Source organism: Streptomyces fulvoviolaceus, from assembly GCF_000718165.1.
Classification (GTDB): Bacteria; Actinomycetota; Actinomycetes; order Streptomycetales; family Streptomycetaceae; genus Streptomyces; species Streptomyces fulvoviolaceus.
Window position 1 is genome coordinate 56,604 of the sequence record NZ_JOEY01000011.1, and the last position, 14,846, is coordinate 71,449.

General features: G+C 70.2%; 15 protein-coding genes. 12 read left to right on the plus strand and 3 right to left on the minus strand.

The features are described 5' to 3' along the window. Window positions 1–338: 338 nt before the first annotated feature. Complete coding sequence (locus IG08_RS0113430) at window positions 339–848, plus strand: ATP-binding protein (protein ID WP_030600477.1); 510 nt, start codon at window positions 339–341, stop codon at window positions 846–848. A gap of 6 nt (window positions 849–854) precedes the next feature. Here the strand turns inward: IG08_RS0113430 and idi are convergent, their stop codons facing one another. The 3 genes from idi to galE all read right to left on the minus strand — a co-directional run bounded on the left by idi (window position 855) and on the right by galE (window position 3,690). Beyond that, the gene (idi, locus tag IG08_RS0113435; protein ID WP_030600479.1) at window positions 855–1,448 is read right to left on the minus strand and encodes an isopentenyl-diphosphate Delta-isomerase; all 594 of its coding nucleotides are present in this window, start codon (window positions 1,446–1,448) and stop codon (window positions 855–857) included. Between the two features lie 186 nt (window positions 1,449–1,634). Then, window positions 1,635–2,570 (minus strand): cation diffusion facilitator family transporter, encoded by a 936-nt coding sequence (locus tag IG08_RS0113440; protein WP_030600481.1) that lies wholly within the window; start codon window positions 2,568–2,570, stop codon window positions 1,635–1,637. A 148-nt stretch (window positions 2,571–2,718) separates the two neighbouring features. Then, complete coding sequence (galE, locus tag IG08_RS0113445; RefSeq protein WP_030600484.1) at window positions 2,719–3,690, minus strand: UDP-glucose 4-epimerase GalE; 972 nt, start codon at window positions 3,688–3,690, stop codon at window positions 2,719–2,721. 288 nt (window positions 3,691–3,978) lie between these two features. On the opposite strand from galE, the gene IG08_RS0113450 reads away from it, so the two are divergent. The 11 genes from IG08_RS0113450 (at window position 3,979) to hpnE (ending at window position 14,807) form a co-directional block, all read left to right on the plus strand. Then, window positions 3,979–5,763, plus strand: a complete 1,785-nt coding sequence (locus IG08_RS0113450) for a DUF5941 domain-containing protein (RefSeq protein ID WP_030600486.1) — start codon at window positions 3,979–3,981, stop codon at window positions 5,761–5,763. After that, entirely contained in the window at window positions 5,760–6,512 is a 753-nt protein-coding gene (locus IG08_RS0113455; protein WP_030600488.1) for a phosphocholine cytidylyltransferase family protein, read from the plus strand. Before IG08_RS0113450 ends, IG08_RS0113455 begins: the two co-directional genes overlap by 4 nt. Further along, window positions 6,500–7,561, plus strand: coding sequence for an iron-containing alcohol dehydrogenase family protein (locus IG08_RS0113460; RefSeq protein ID WP_030600492.1), 1,062 nt, complete (start codon window positions 6,500–6,502; stop codon window positions 7,559–7,561). The genes IG08_RS0113455 and IG08_RS0113460 overlap by 13 nt, the downstream gene beginning before the upstream one ends. Next, window positions 7,539–8,318: a CDP-alcohol phosphatidyltransferase family protein gene (locus tag IG08_RS0113465; protein ID WP_063757773.1), complete on the plus strand. Its 780-nt coding sequence runs from the start codon at window positions 7,539–7,541 to the stop codon at window positions 8,316–8,318. Before IG08_RS0113460 ends, IG08_RS0113465 begins: the two co-directional genes overlap by 23 nt. A gap of 5 nt (window positions 8,319–8,323) precedes the next feature. Further along, window positions 8,324–9,196 (plus strand): glycosyltransferase family 2 protein, encoded by an 873-nt coding sequence (locus tag IG08_RS0113470; protein WP_030600497.1) that lies wholly within the window; start codon window positions 8,324–8,326, stop codon window positions 9,194–9,196. A gap of 96 nt (window positions 9,197–9,292) precedes the next feature. Continuing rightward, window positions 9,293–10,222, plus strand: a complete 930-nt coding sequence (locus tag IG08_RS0113475; RefSeq protein WP_030600499.1) for an ABC transporter permease — start codon at window positions 9,293–9,295, stop codon at window positions 10,220–10,222. A gap of 4 nt (window positions 10,223–10,226) precedes the next feature. Beyond that, a complete protein-coding gene (locus IG08_RS0113480; protein ID WP_106980932.1) occupies window positions 10,227–10,994 on the plus strand; it encodes an ABC transporter ATP-binding protein in 768 nt (255 codons plus the stop codon). Between the two features lie 399 nt (window positions 10,995–11,393). Continuing rightward, complete coding sequence (hpnC, locus tag IG08_RS0113485; RefSeq protein WP_030600502.1) at window positions 11,394–12,296, plus strand: squalene synthase HpnC; 903 nt, start codon at window positions 11,394–11,396, stop codon at window positions 12,294–12,296. Further along, window positions 12,293–13,243 (plus strand): presqualene diphosphate synthase HpnD, encoded by a 951-nt coding sequence (gene hpnD / locus IG08_RS0113490; protein ID WP_030600505.1) that lies wholly within the window; start codon window positions 12,293–12,295, stop codon window positions 13,241–13,243. Before hpnC ends, hpnD begins: the two co-directional genes overlap by 4 nt. Then, window positions 13,243–13,383 carry a DUF6380 family protein gene (locus IG08_RS61280; RefSeq protein ID WP_234342867.1) on the plus strand — a complete coding sequence of 47 codons (141 nt, stop codon included), beginning with the start codon at window positions 13,243–13,245 and terminating at the stop codon, window positions 13,381–13,383. Before hpnD ends, IG08_RS61280 begins: the two co-directional genes overlap by 1 nt. Continuing rightward, complete coding sequence (gene hpnE, locus IG08_RS0113495; protein ID WP_030600507.1) at window positions 13,380–14,807, plus strand: hydroxysqualene dehydroxylase HpnE; 1,428 nt, start codon at window positions 13,380–13,382, stop codon at window positions 14,805–14,807. The genes IG08_RS61280 and hpnE overlap by 4 nt, the downstream gene beginning before the upstream one ends. Window positions 14,808–14,846 lie beyond the last annotated feature (39 nt).

Here is a 14,846-nt window from a genome sequence, read left to right on the forward strand (position 1 = left end):
CCAGGAGCCCCGCAGGGCCGGGCTCCAGGAGCCCCGCAGGGCCGGGCTCCAGGAGCCCCGCATGGCCGCAGACAAGAGCGAGACCGTGGCCACGCTCACGAACAAGCCGAACGGGCGGAACGAATCGAACGGCTCCGCGGTCAAACCCGTACAACCCGAATAGTTCGCAAAGACGGCACAAGGGGGACAGGAACAGTCCCACAACTGACCGCGTCATACGCCAACGGTCAGAAGTGCTCGATACTTGCTGACTTCTGTTCAGTTCTCCGGGGCGAAGCGGCGCACTCCCAACACTCGACTGTGTGGTGACAATCGAGCGCAAGGGTGGCGACCGGACGATGGAGAACCACGGGCGCGGGTCCGGCCCACGCCCAGCGGGCGGCGGAGAAGAGCCCCTCGAACCGAGCACACCGGATCCGCTGCCGTACGAGGGTGTGTGGCGGTTCACCGCCACCGCCGTCGACGCGTCGGTCCCGCAGGCGCGGCATGCCGTACGGGACCTGCTGTTCCGCCAGGGTGTGCCGGTCTCGGACGATCTGGTCCAGGGCCTCCTGCTGATCGTCTCGGAACTGGTCACGAACGCCGTCCGGCACGCGGCGCTGCTGTCGCCGATGCTCGCGGTGGAGGTCGCCGTCGGCGCCGAGTGGGTGCGGGTGTCCGTCGAGGACAACCACCCCTACCGCCCCACCGCCCTGGAGGCCGACCACGGCCAGACCGGCGGACGGGGCCTGCTCCTGGTGCGCGAGGTCACCCGGGAGGCGGGCGGGGTGTGCGACGTCGAGCACACGTCGAGCGGCGGCAAGGTGATCTGGGCCGCCCTGCCGCTCAAACCCGTGCGGGTGTCGTGACGCCTCTCACCAGCCGGCCGACGGGCCCGTCAGCTCCCTGACGGCGGGACGGGCCGCGTCCAGGACGGTCATGAACCACGAGGAGAAGGTGTCCTTCGCATGCCGCTCCGCCAGCTCGGCGGGCGTCACGAAGGCCGTCGCGCCGACCTCCTCCGGGTCCGGCCCGAGCTTGGACTGCACGAGCCCGACGAAGAGGTGGTTGTACTCCTGCTCGACCAGGCCCGAGTCCGGGTCCGGATGGTTGTAGCGGACGGTGCCCGCCTCGGCGAGCAGCGACGGGGAGACGCCGAGCTCCTCGTACGTGCGCCGGGCCGCCGCCGCGAAGGGCGCCTCGCCCGGGTAGGGGTGGCCGCAGCAGGTGTTGGACCACACACCGGGGGAGTGGTACTTGCCCAGCGCCCGCTGCTGGAGCAGCAGCCGGCCCTGCTCGTCGAAGAGGAACACGGAGAAGGCGCGGTGCAGCTGGCCCGGCGCCTGGTGGGCGGCGAGCTTCTCCGCGGTGCCGATCGTGACGCCGTTCTCGTCGACCAGTTCCAGCAGGATCGCGTCTGCGGTGCCGTTCGACGCGCTGTGCGTCGCGGTGGCAGGTGTGATCGGCATACCCATCCTTCGCATCGGTTTTTCGCGCCTCAAGTCTGCCGCACAAATACGGCGCTCCCGGCAGTTGATCGTGCCCGGCGCGGCGGACGGGGAACCGTCCGGGGCGGCGCTGTGAGGTTGAGGACGCAACGGCGAGCCGGATCGCTGCATTCCGCCAGTACCGGATTTTCCGGCCTTACCGGACTCTCAGTGGCACAGCCGCGCCTCGTGCTCCGCGTGCCCGCTGGGTTCCAGCTGGAAGGTGCAGTGCTCCACGTCGAAGTGGTCGCCCAGGCAGCCCTGGAGCTCGTGCAGCATCTTCTCGTGGCCGATCGCGCTGAGGACGTCGGAGCGCACGACCACGTGCGCGGACAGGACCGGCATCCCGGAGGTGATCGTCCAGGCGTGCAGGTCGTGGATGTCCTCGACGCCGTCGAGAGCCAGTATGTGGGCCCGTACCTCGGAGATGTCGACGTCCTTGGGGGCCGCCTCCAGCAGGACGTCCAGGGTCTCGCGCAGCAGCTTGAAGGTGCGCGGCACGATCATCAGGCCGATCACGAGCGAGGCGATCGGGTCGGCGGTCTGCCAGCCGGTGGTGAGGATCACCGTCGCCGAGATCAGCACCGCGACCGAGCCCAGCGCGTCCGCCGCGACCTCCAGGAACGCGCCGCGTACGTTCAGGCTCTCCTTCTGACCGCGCATGAGCAGCGTGAGAGAGATCATGTTCGCGACCAGACCGATCGCGCCGAACACGATGGTCAGCCCGCCCTCGGTGTCGGCCGGCGTGACGAACCGATGGATCGCCTCGTACAGGACATAACCGCCGACCCCGAGCAGCAGCAGACAGTTCGCGAGGGCGGCGAGGATCTCGGCGCGGGCGAGGCCGAAGGTGCGGTTCCCGCTCGGCGGGAGGTTCGCGAAGTGGATCGCGAGAAGGGCCATGCCCAGGCCCAGCGCGTCCGTCGCCATGTGCGCCGAGTCCGCGACCAGCGCGAGCGAGTCGGCGACCACACCGCCGACGATCTCGACCACCATGACGGTGAGCGTGATCGACAGCGCGACCCGCAGCCTGCCCCGGTAGGCGGCGGTCGCCGTACCGCCGGCGGGCGCGTGCGTGTGTCCGTGGTCGTGCCCAGCCCCCATGGAAGCCGCCTCCTACGCGTTGATCCGGAACAGCCTGTCCGGGATCACAGTGAACTACGGGTAGGGGGTATCGGGCAACGCGGCACTGAACACCGTTGTCATGTGCCCTGACCTGCGCAAACGATTTGCAGGTCAGGGCGCCCTCAGTTCACTTGCCGTGGTGCAGCAGCCAGCCCCGCCAGGCCGACTCGACCATCTCGCGCACCCCGCGCCGGGCACTCCAGCCGAGCGTCTCGGCGGCCCGGACGGCCGAGGCCACCGAGACCGGTGCGTCGCCGGGGCGCCGGGCCTCCACGAGGGGCGGTCGTCGGTCACCGCTCACCTCGCCGATGACCGTGATCAGCTCGCGCACGGAGACGCCTTCGCCGCGACCGATGTTGACCGTGAGGTCGCCCTGCAGGTCCCCTTCGGCCAGCCGTCGGGCCGCCGCCAGATGCGCCTCCGCGAGATCGGCGACGTGAATGTAGTCACGGATGCACGTGCCGTCCGGCGTCGGATAGTCGTCGCCGAAGATCCGCGGGGCCTCGTCACGGGTGAGCCGGTCGAAGACCATCGGAACTATGTTGAAGACGCCGGTGTCGGCCAGTTCGGGTGCGGCCGCGCCCGCCACGTTGAAGTAGCGCAGGCACACGGTCGAGATGCCGTGCGCCCGGCCAGCCGCCCGCACCAGCCACTCCCCGGCGAGCTTCGTCTCGCCGTACGGGTTCACGGGCGCGCACGGAGTGTCCTCCGTGATCAGTGCCACATCCGGGTTGCCGTAGACGGCCGCCGACGAGGAGAAGAGGAAGCGCTTGACCCCGGCCTCGGCGACCGCCTCCAGGAGCGTGCCGAGACCGCCCAGGTTCTCCTGGTAGTACCGGGTCGGCTGCGCCACGGACTCGGCGACCTGTTTGCGCGCCGCCAGGTGCACCACACCCGTCACCGCGTGCTCGGCCAGCACCCGCTTCAGCAGGTCGCCGTCGAGCGACGAGCCCTGCACGAGCGGGACCTCGGCCGGCAGTCGCGCGGGGAAGCCGGCGGAGAGATCGTCCAGTACGAGGACCCGCTCTCCGGCGTCGGTCATGGCCCGCGCCACATGGGCCCCGATGTATCCGGCACCGCCGGTGATCAGCCATGTCATGGTCGCCCACCCTATGCCGACCCGACGGCGGCCGACCCCGATGTCCCGGATGCCCGGTCTGTGAGCGCGGTTTGTGGGCGAGGCCCGTGATCACCGATGATGATCGCGGCAAAGGCCGGGGGAGGCAGCGCTGATCGGCCCGTGAACGGGCGGTGAACGCAGCCTTCCTCGTATCCGATAGCCTCTGCCGACATGCCGCCCGCCTGGTGCAGCCCGACCACGCCAAGGGGCGCCCCCACCGTGAACACGACCGGCGCCCGCGCGTCGGCACCCAGGGAGTGAGTTCGGTTGTCGACCGCCATCCTCACCGGTCAGCCGGTCCCCGGATCGTCGATCGAGGGTGATCTGCGGGCCCTCGGATACGACGTACGGATCGCCTCCGACGCCTCCGACACCGAGACGCTGCTCGCCCAGGTCCCCGGCGACCAGCGGGCCGCCGTGGTCGACGCCCGCTTCGTGGGCCACCTGCACGCCCTGCGCCTCGGGCTCACCGACCCCCGCTTCCCGCTCGCCGCGATCCCGGGCGCTGTGACGGCCCAGCCGGCCGGCCGCCAGGCCCTGACGCGGGCGATGGCCCGGGAGAGCTCGGCGGGCAATGGAACGACGCTCGTGGACAGCCTCGCGGACCGCATAGTCACCGCGCTCGACACCGACGGCGCCGACGTCCACCGCCCCGAGCTCGGCAGCCTGGTCGCCGCGGTCCCCGCCGACCCGCAGGCCCGCAACGAGGCACGGCAGGCCGTGGCGAACGTCGACGACGAGGCCGTACGCCTGAAGTCGGCCGTGAAGTCCCGCGACGGCTTCTTCACCACCTTCTGCATCAGCCCGTACTCCCGCTACATCGCGCGCTGGTGCGCCCGCCGGGGCCTGACCCCGAACCAGGTCACCACCGTCTCCCTGCTCACCGCGCTGATCGCGGCGGGCTGCGCGGCCACCGGTACCCGGGTCGGCTTCATCGCGGCGGGCGTCCTGCTGATCGCGTCCTTCGTCCTGGACTGCGTCGACGGCCAGATCGCCCGCTACTCCCTGCAGTACTCCACGCTCGGCGCCTGGCTCGACGCCACCTTCGACCGGGCCAAGGAGTACGCCTACTACGCGGGCCTCGCGCTCGGAGCGGCCCGCGGCGGCGACGACGTATGGGCGCTGGCGCTCGGCGCGATGGTCCTGCAGACCTGCCGGCACGTCGTCGACTTCTCCTTCAACGAGGCGAACCACGACGCCACCGCCAACACCAGCCCCACCGCCGCCCTCTCCGGCAAGCTCGACAGCGTCGGCTGGACGGTGTGGGTGCGGCGCATGATCGTGCTGCCGATCGGCGAGCGCTGGGCGATGATCGCGGTGCTCACGGCGGTCACGACTCCGCGTATCACCTTCTACGTCCTTCTCGTCGGCTGTGCCTTCGCGGCGACGTACACCACGGCGGGCCGGGTGCTCCGGTCGCTGACGCGCAAGGCGCAGCGCACGGACCGGGCGGCGCAGGCGCTGGCGGATCTCGCGGACAACGGGCCGCTGGCCTCGCTCGTGGCGCGTGCCACCCGCGCCCGCCTGGGCACCCCGTTGCTGGTGGCGGCGGCCGGGACCGCCGTCCTCGCCGTGTCCCTCTTCTCCGGGGCGGCCTGGGCGCCCGTCGCGGGTGCCGTCGTCTACACGGTCACCGCCGGTCAGGCGCTGTACCGCCCCCTCAAGGGCGCCCTCGACTGGCTCGTCCCCCCGCTCTTCCGCGTCGCCGAATACGGCACCGTCCTGGTCCTGGCGGCCCAAGCGGACGTGAACGGAGCCCTTCCTGCGGCTTTCGGGCTGGTGGCGGCCGTCGCCTACCATCACTACGACACGGTGTACCGCATCCGCGGCAACGCCGGAGCGCCCCCGGCCTGGCTGGTGCGCGCCATCGGGGGGCACGAAGGGCGGACGCTGCTCGTCACCGTCCTGGCCGCCGCGCTCACCGCTTCGCAGTTCAAGGTCGCGCTCACGGTTCTCGCCGTGGCCGTCGCCCTGGTGGTGCTCGTCGAGAGCATCCGCTTCTGGGTGTCCTCCGGGGCACCCGCCGTACACGATGAAGGAGAACCCGCATGATCGGCCTCGTGCTCGCGGCCGGCGCCGGACGGCGTCTGCGCCCCTACACCGACAGCCTGCCCAAGGCGCTGGTGCCGGTGGGGCCCGCGGGTATAGAGGGCGAACCCACGGTTCTCGACCTGACGCTCGGCAACTTCGCCGAGATCGGCCTGACCGAGGTCGCGATCATCGTCGGCTACCGCAAGGAAGCCGTGTACGAGCGCAAGGCGGCGCTGGAGGCGAAGTACGGCCTCAAGCTCACCCTCATCGACAACGACAAGGCCGAGGAGTGGAACAACGCCTACTCCCTCTGGTGCGGCCGTGACGCCCTCAAGGACGGCGTGATCCTCGCCAACGGCGACACCGTCCACCCGGTCTCCGTCGAGAAGACGCTCCTCGCCGCCCGCGGCGAGGGCAAGCGGATCATCCTCGCCCTCGACACCGTGAAGTCCCTCGCGGACGAGGAGATGAAGGTCGTCGTGGACCCCGCCAAGGGCGTCCGGAAGATCACCAAGCTGATGGACCCGGCCGAGGCCACCGGCGAGTACATCGGTGTCACCCTCATCGAGGGCGACGCCGCCCCCGAACTGGCCGACGCGCTCAAGACGGTGTGGGAGACCGACCCGCAGCAGTTCTACGAGCACGGCTACCAGGAGCTCGTGAACCGCGGCTTCCAGATCGATGTGGCGCCGATCGGCGACGTCAAGTGGGTCGAGATCGACAACCACGACGATCTCGCCAAGGGACGGGAGATCGCGTGCCAGTACTGACCCGGCTGATCCCCTCCCCGCTCGTCGTCGACATCCGCTCGGGTGCCATCGACGACCTGGCCTGCGTGCTCGCCGACGAGCGGATCTCGCACTCCGGCAAGCTCGCGATCGCCGTCAGCGGCGGCTCGGGTGCGAAGCTGCGCGAGCGGCTCGAACCGACTCTCCCCGGCGCCACCTGGTACGAGGTCGGGGGCGGCACCCTCGACGACGCCGTACAGCTGGCCGGTGACATAAAGGCCGGCCACTACGACGCGGTCGTGGGCCTCGGCGGCGGCAAGATCATCGACTGCGCCAAGTTCGCCGCGGCACGGGTCGGCCTCCCGCTGGTCGCCGTACCGACGAACCTCGCGCACGACGGCCTGTGTTCGCCGGTCGCGACCCTCGACAACGACGCGGGCCGCGGCTCCTACGGCGTGCCCAACCCGATCGCCGTCGTCATCGACCTGGACGTCATCCGTGAGGCCCCGGTGCGCTTCGTGCGCGCGGGCATCGGCGACGCGATCTCCAACATCTCCGCGATCGCGGACTGGGAACTCGCCAACCGCGTCAAGGGCGAGAAGATCGACGGCCTCGCCGCCGCGATCGCCCGGCAGGCGGGGGAGGCGGTGCTCCGGCACCCGGGCGGCATCGGGGACACCGACTTCCTCCAGGTGCTCGCCGAGGCGCTCGTCCTCAGCGGTATCGCCATGTCGGTGTCGGGTGACTCCCGACCCTCCTCCGGCGCCTGCCACGAGATCAACCACGCCTTCGACCTGCTCTTCCCCAAGCGCGCCGCCGCCCACGGAGAGCAGTGCGGACTGGGTGCGGCCTTCGCGATGTACCTGCGGGGCGCGCACGAGGAGTCGGCGTACATGGCCGAGGTGCTGCGCCGGCACGGGCTGCCGGTGCTGCCGGAGGAGATCGGCTTCACGGTGGCGGAGTTCGTCCGTGCGGTGGAGTACGCCCCTCAGACCCGGCCCGGCCGCTACACCATCCTCGAACACCTCGACCTCAAGACCGAACAGATCAAGGACATCTACGCCGACTATGTCAAGGCCATCGGTAGCTGAACTCCGTCCGGTCGTCCATCCCGCAGGGGTGAAGGACCGGCGCAGCGGTGAGCACTGGATGGGGCGCCTCTACATGCGTGAGGTGTCCCTGCGGGTCGACCGCTACCTGGTGAACACCAAGGTCACGCCCAACCAGCTCACGTACCTGATGACCGTCTTCGGCGTGCTCGCGGCCCCGGCACTTCTCGTGCCGGGGATCCCGGGCGCCGTGCTCGGCGTCGTGTGTGTCCAGATGTACCTGCTGCTGGACTGTGTCGACGGCGAGATCGCCCGCTGGAAGAAGCAGTACTCGCTCGGCGGGGTCTACCTGGACCGCGTCGGCGCCTATCTGACCGACGCCGCGGTGCTCGTCGGCTTCGGCCTGCGCGCCGCCGACCCGTGGGGCAGCGGTCGTATCGACTGGCTGTGGGCCTTCCTGGGCACGCTGGCCGCCCTCGGCGCCATCCTGATCAAGGCCGAGACCGACCTGGTCGGTGTGGCCCGCCATCAGGGTGGACTCCCGCCGGTCAAGGAGGCCGCCTCCGAGATGCGCTCCTCCGGCATGGCGCTGGCGCGCCGAGCCGCTGCCGCCTTCAAGTTCCACCGGCTGGTCCTCGGCATCGAGGCGTCCCTGCTGATCGTGGTCCTGGCGATCGTGGACCAGATGCGGGGCGATCTGTTCTTCTCGCGGCTCGGGGTCGCGGTGCTGGCCGGTATCGCGCTCCTGCAGACGCTTCTGCACCTCGTGTCCATCCTCGCGTCGAGCAGGCTGAAGTGAGCGGCATGAAGGTCGGCGCGGTGATCATCACCATGGGCAACCGCCCCGACGAGCTCCGTGCCCTGCTCGACTCGGTCGCCAAGCAGGACGGCGACACCGTCCAGGCCGTGGTGGTGGGCAACGGCTCGCCCGTCCCGGACGTCCCCGAGGGCGTCCGGACCATCGAGCTGCCCGAGAACCTCGGCATCCCCGGCGGCCGCAACGTCGGCATCGAGGCGTTCGGCCCCAGCGGCCGCGACGTCGACATATTGCTCTTCCTGGACGACGACGGCCTGCTCGCGAACCACGACACCGCCGAGCTGTGCCGCCAGGCCTTCGAGGCCGACCACAAGCTCGGCATCATCAGCTTCCGCATCGCCGACCCCGAGACCGGGGTCACCCAGCGCCGGCACGTCCCCCGGCTGCGCGCCGCCGACCCGATGCGCTCCTCCCGGGTCACCACCTTCCTCGGCGGCGCCAACGCCGTACGGACGCAGGTCTTCGCCGAAGTCGGCGGGCTCCCGGACGAATTCTTCTACGCACACGAGGAAACCGACCTGGCATGGCGGGCCCTCGACGCGGGCTGGATGATCGACTACCGGTCCGACATGGTGCTGTACCACCCCACGACCGCGCCCTCGCGGCACGCGGTCTACCACCGCATGGTCGCCCGCAACCGGGTGTGGCTCGCCCGCCGCAACCTGCCCACGCTCCTCGTGCCGGTCTACCTCGGTGTCTGGCTGCTCCTCACCCTGCTGCGCCGCCCCTCGCGCCCGGCCCTGAAGGCGTGGTTCGGCGGGTTCCGGGAAGGCTGGAGCACACCGTGCGGACCGCGCAGGCCGATGAAGTGGCGTACGGTGTGGCGCCTGACTCGACTGGGCCGCCCCCCTGTCATCTGACAAGCTCGTTCCTGAGAGCACCCGGGCCGTACCGAGGCCCGACGCTCATGCCAGGCCCGCACAGGCTGCGCATCTCGAAGACGAAAGTTTCCACCAGTGAGTGAGACAACGCATGACGGCACGGTCGCGGTGAGCGCGGCCGCGTCGCCCGACGAAGGCCTCACGGCGGCGCAGCTGGCCGCCAAGTACGGACTGTCCGTGAGCGGCGCCCGGCCGTCGCTCGTCGAGTACGTCCGTCAGCTCTGGGAGCGGCGTCACTTCATCCTCGCCTTCTCGCGGGCGAAGCTGACCGCCCAGTACAGCCAGGCCAAGCTCGGCCAGCTGTGGCAGGTTGCCACCCCGCTGCTGAACGCGGCCGTGTACTTCTTCATCTTCGGCGTGATCCTCAACGCCAGCCGCGGCATGTCGAAGGAGGTGTACATCCCCTTCCTGGTCACGGGCGTGTTCGTGTTCACCTTCACGCAGAGCTCGGTGATGGCGGGCGTGCGCGCGATCTCCGGCAACCTCGGCCTGGTGCGTGCCCTGCACTTCCCACGCGCCTCGCTGCCGGTCTCCTTCGCGCTGCAGCAGCTCCAGCAGCTGCTCGCCTCGATGCTCGTGCTGTTCGCCGTGACCATCGGCTTCGGCAGCTACCCGGACCTGTCCTGGGCACTGATCCTCCCGGTGCTGGCTCTGCAGTTCCTCTTCAACACCGGCCTCGCCCTGATCATGGCCCGCGCGGGCGCCCACACCCCGGACCTCGCGCAGCTCATGCCGTTCGTGATGCGTACGTGGATGTACGCCTCCGGCGTGATGTTCTCCATCCCGATCATGCTGAAGGACAAGCCGGACTGGATCGCCACCGTCCTGCAGTGGAACCCGGCGGCCATCTACATGGACCTGATGCGCTTCGCGCTCATCGACGGCTACGGCACCGAGAACCTGCCCGACCACGTCTGGGCGGCCGCGGGCGGCTGGGCCGTGCTCGTCGCCGTCGGCGGCTTCGTGTACTTCTGGAAGGCGGAGGAGAGGTACGGCCGTGGCTGAACCGATCGCCGACAAGCTGATCCCCACCGTCATCGCGGACGAGCTGCACATCGTCTACCGCGTCAACGGCGCCAAGACCGGCAAGGGCAGCGCCACCGCGGCCCTCAGCCGCATCCTGAGGCGCGGTGAGGAGCGGGGTGTGCGCAAGGTGCACGCCGTCCGGGGCGTCTCCTTCACCTCCTACCGCGGCGAGGCCATCGGCCTGATCGGCTCCAACGGCTCCGGCAAGTCGACCCTCCTGCGTGCCATCGCCGGCCTCCTGCCCGCCGAGAGCGGCAGCGTCTACACCGACGGCCAGCCCTCCCTGCTCGGCGTCAACGCGGCCCTGATGAACGACCTCACCGGCGAGCGGAACGTCATATTGGGCGGGCTCGCCATGGGCATGACCCGCGAGCAGATCAAGGAGCGCTACCAGGAGATCGTCGACTTCTCGGGAATCAACGAGAAGGGCGACTTCATCACCCTCCCGATGCGCACCTACTCCTCCGGCATGGCGGCCCGCCTCCGCTTCTCCATCGCCGCCGCCAAGGACCACGACGTCCTGATGATCGACGAGGCTCTGGCCACCGGTGACCGCAAGTTCCAGAAGCGCTCCGAGGAGCGCATCCGCGAGTTGCGCAAGGAGGCCGGCACGGTGTTTCTCGTCAGTCACAACAACAAGTCGATCCGTGACACCTGCAACCGCGTGCTCTGGCTGGAACGCGGCGAGCTGCGCATGGACGGGCCGACCGAAGAGGTCCTCAAGGAGTACGAGAAGTTCACGGGCAAGTAGTCCACCCGGACCCGGACGAAAGGGACCGTCCCGTTTCCCAGGGCCTCGCCGGAACTGCCGCGGCGAGGCTCCGCGTCTGCAAAGGAAACGTCAACTTCCGCCCCCCTTAGGAATCTTGGGGCCAATCGGTGTGTTGTTGTGATGTGCAGGACACCCCGACGATCCTTACCGCGTTGTACAACGTAAGCTGTACCGGTGCTGAATCGCGGCAAGTGGGGCGATAATGCGCGACACCCGCGCGCGACACTCACTACCTGGGCCGCCGCGCGACGGTCGGGCGGCGTGTCCGAAATAGTGTGTATTGGGTCGGCGGTGTAGAACGGGAGATGTGACGGCAATGGCGACGGAAACTTCCCAGCTCCACGCAGCACGTGCCGTCCCCGCCCCGGGCAGTGAGCGGTGACGGGAACCGGCACGACGCGCGCCGGTGATCCGGAGCGCGGCACGCTCGACAAGGCCGCGGGTGAGAACTTCCCCGTGGCGCCTTTCTTCCTGCCCAGGGCCTGGCGCACCGACCTCATGGCCGTCTACGGCTTCGCCCGCCTCGTCGACGACATCGGCGACGGCGACCTGGCCCCCGGCGGCGCCGACGCCCGTCTGCTCGGAGTGTCGCCCGAGGAGGCCGAGGACCGGCTGCTCCTGCTGGACGCCTTCGAGGCCGACCTGGACCGGGTCTTCACCTCGACCCCGCGGCACCCTTTGTTGCGCCGCCTCCAGCCGACGGTCCGCCGACGCTCGCTGACCCCCGAGCCCTTCCTCGGCCTGATCGCCGCCAACCGCCAGGACCAGCTGGTCACGCGCTACGAGACCTACGACGACCTGGTCGCCTATTGCGAGCTGTCGGCCAATCCCGTCGGCCGCCTGGTGCTCGCCGTCACGGGCACCTCCACCCCTGAACGCATCCGCCTGTCGGACGCGATCTGCACAGCGCTCCAGATCGTCGAACACCTCCAGGACGTCGCCGAGGACCTCGGCCGCGACCGTATCTACCTGCCCGCCGAGGACATGAAGCACTTCCATGTCCAGGAAGCGGATCTCGCCACGAAAACCGCGGGCGCGTCGGTGCGCGCACTGGTTGCATACGAAGCACAACGCGCCCGCGATCTCCTGAATGAAGGCGCCCCCCTGGTGGGTAGCGTCCACGGCAGGTTGAAGCTGCTGCTTGCAGGGTTCGTGGCGGGGGGAAGGGCGGCAATCCAAGCGATCGCCGCCGCCGAATACGACGTACTTCCCGGCCCGCCCAAGCCCGGCAAGATCCAGTTGCTGCGTGCGGTGGGCGTGACTCTGCGAGGAGAGGGGTGATCCGGACCGTGGAGTCTTCACCGCACGTGTCCGCACCGGTACTCGCTGCCTACAGCTACTGCGAGGCCGTCACCGGACAGCAGGCCCGTAACTTCGCGTACGGCATCCGGCTGCTGCCGATGTCCAAGCGCCGTGCGATGTCGGCGCTGTACGCGTTCTCGCGGCGCGTCGACGACATCGGCGACGGAGCGCTGGCGGACGACGTCAAGGCCGCGAGACTCGAGGACACCCGGGCGATGCTGACCCGGGTGCGCGACGGCTCCGTCGACGAGGACGACACCGACCCGGTCGCCGTCGCCCTCGCCCACGCCGCCGAGACCTTCCCGATCCCGCTCGATGGCCTGGACGAGCTGATCGACGGCGTGCTGATGGACGTACGCGGCGAGACCTACGAGACCTGGGACGACCTGAAGGTCTACTGCCGCTGCGTGGCCGGGGCCATCGGACGGCTCTCGCTCGGTGTGTTCGGCACCGAACCGGGGGCGCGTGGCGTCGAGCGTGCGCCGGAGTACGCCGACACGCTCGGGCTCGCGCTCCAGCTCACCAACATCCTGCGGGACGTCCGCGAGGACGCCGAGGGCGGGCGCACCTATCTGCCCGCCGACGACCTCGCCAAGTTCGGCTGCTCGGCCGGCTTCAGCGGGCCGAAACCGCCGGAGGGCGCCGACTTCGCGGGCCTCGTGCACTTCGAAGTGCGACGGGCCCGCGCTCTTTTCGCCGAGGGCTACCGGCTGCTCCCCATGCTCGACCGGCGCAGCGGCGCCTGCGTCGCCGCCATGGCCGGCATCTACCGCCGCCTGCTCGACCGCATCGAGCGCGACCCCGAGGCCGTGCTGCGCGGCCGGGTCTCCCTGCCCGGGCGCGAGAAGGCGTACGTTGCCGTGCGCGGTCTGTCCGGCCTGGACGCCCGGCATGTGACCCGGCGGACCGTCAGGAGGCGTGCCTGATGGACAATTCGGTCCAAGGTGATGCCACTGACGAAAAGTGGCACGCAACCCTCCGCCGGGGCACCGCGTCCCTGACTGCAACGGCCGGCCGTGGACCGTTCGATCACCGCGGCGGCCACGCAGGGGAGGGTGCACGATGACCGACGGCTCACCATCCGAGGAGTCGCTCACCGACACTTCGGAACGGCCCGGGCGAGACGCCGTGGTGGTCGGCGGCGGGCTCGCCGGCATCACCGCCGCGCTCGCGCTCGCCGACGCCGGAGTGCGCGTCACCCTGCTCGAAGGCCGGCCGCGTCTGGGCGGGCTCGCCTTCTCCTTCCAGCGCGGCGAACTGACCGTCGACAACGGACAGCACGTGTACCTGCGCTGCTGCACCGCCTACCGCTGGTTCCTCGACCGCATCGAGGGAGCGGCGCTGGCTCCGCTGCAGGAACGTCTCGACGTGCCCGTGGTCGACGTCGACAAGCCCGAAGGCCGGCGGCTCGGCAGGCTGCGGCGCGACGCGCTGCCCGTGCCCCTGCATCTGGGGCGCAGCCTCGCGACCTATCCGCATCTCTCGCTCGCCGAGCGGGCCAAGGTGGGACGTGCCGCGCTCGCGCTCAAAGGGCTCGACCTCGCCGATCCGAACCTGGACGCACAGAACTTCGGCAGCTGGCTGACCGCGCACGGTCAGTCGGCGCGTGCCGTCGAGGCCCTGTGGGACCTGGTCGGGGTCGCCACCCTCAACGCGGTCGCGGGCGACTCCTCGCTGGGGCTCGCCGCGATGGTGTTCAAGACCGGTCTGCTGTCCGACCCGGGCGCGGCCGACATCGGCTGGGCGCATGTCCCGCTGGGTGAACTGCATGACCGGCTCGCCCGCAAGGCGCTCGAGTCCGCGGGCGTGCGTACCGAGGTCCGTACACGCGTCACCTCCATCTCTACTGACGAGAACGGGCGTTGGAGCGTTCAGGTTCCCGGCGAGACGCTCCGGGCGGACGCGGTCGTCCTCGCCGTACCCCAGAACGAGGCCTGTGACCTGCTGCCCGACGGGGCTCTCGACGCCCCGGAAAAACTGCGGGAGATCGGCACCGCGCCCATCCTCAACGTGCACGTCGTCTACGACCGGAAGGTGCTGAGCCGGCCGTTCTTCGCGGCCCTCGGCACCTCCGTGCAGTGGGTCTTCGACCGCACCGACGCCTCGGGACTCCGCGAGGGCCAGTACCTCGCGCTGTCCCAGTCGGCCGCCCACGACGAGATCGACGAGCCGGTCGCCGCCCTGCGCGAGCGCTACCTGCCCGAACTGGAGCGGCTGCTGCCCGCCGCGCGCGGTGCCGAGGTGAAGGACTTCTTCGTGACCCGGGAGCGCACGGCGACGTTCGCTCCGACCCCCGGCGTCGGACGGCTGCGGCCCGGCGCCCGTACGAAAGCCCCCGGCCTCTACCTGGCCGGAGCGTGGACCGCCACAGGGTGGCCCGCGACCATGGAGAGTGCGGTCCGCAGTGGTGTGAGTGCGGCGGACGCCGCCCTCGCCGCCCTGGGCCGGCCCCGCCCCGCGCACCTCTTCGACTTCGAGGAGGCGGCGTGATGCTCGATCAGCACGGCGCGTCAGGCCCCCGCACCTCCG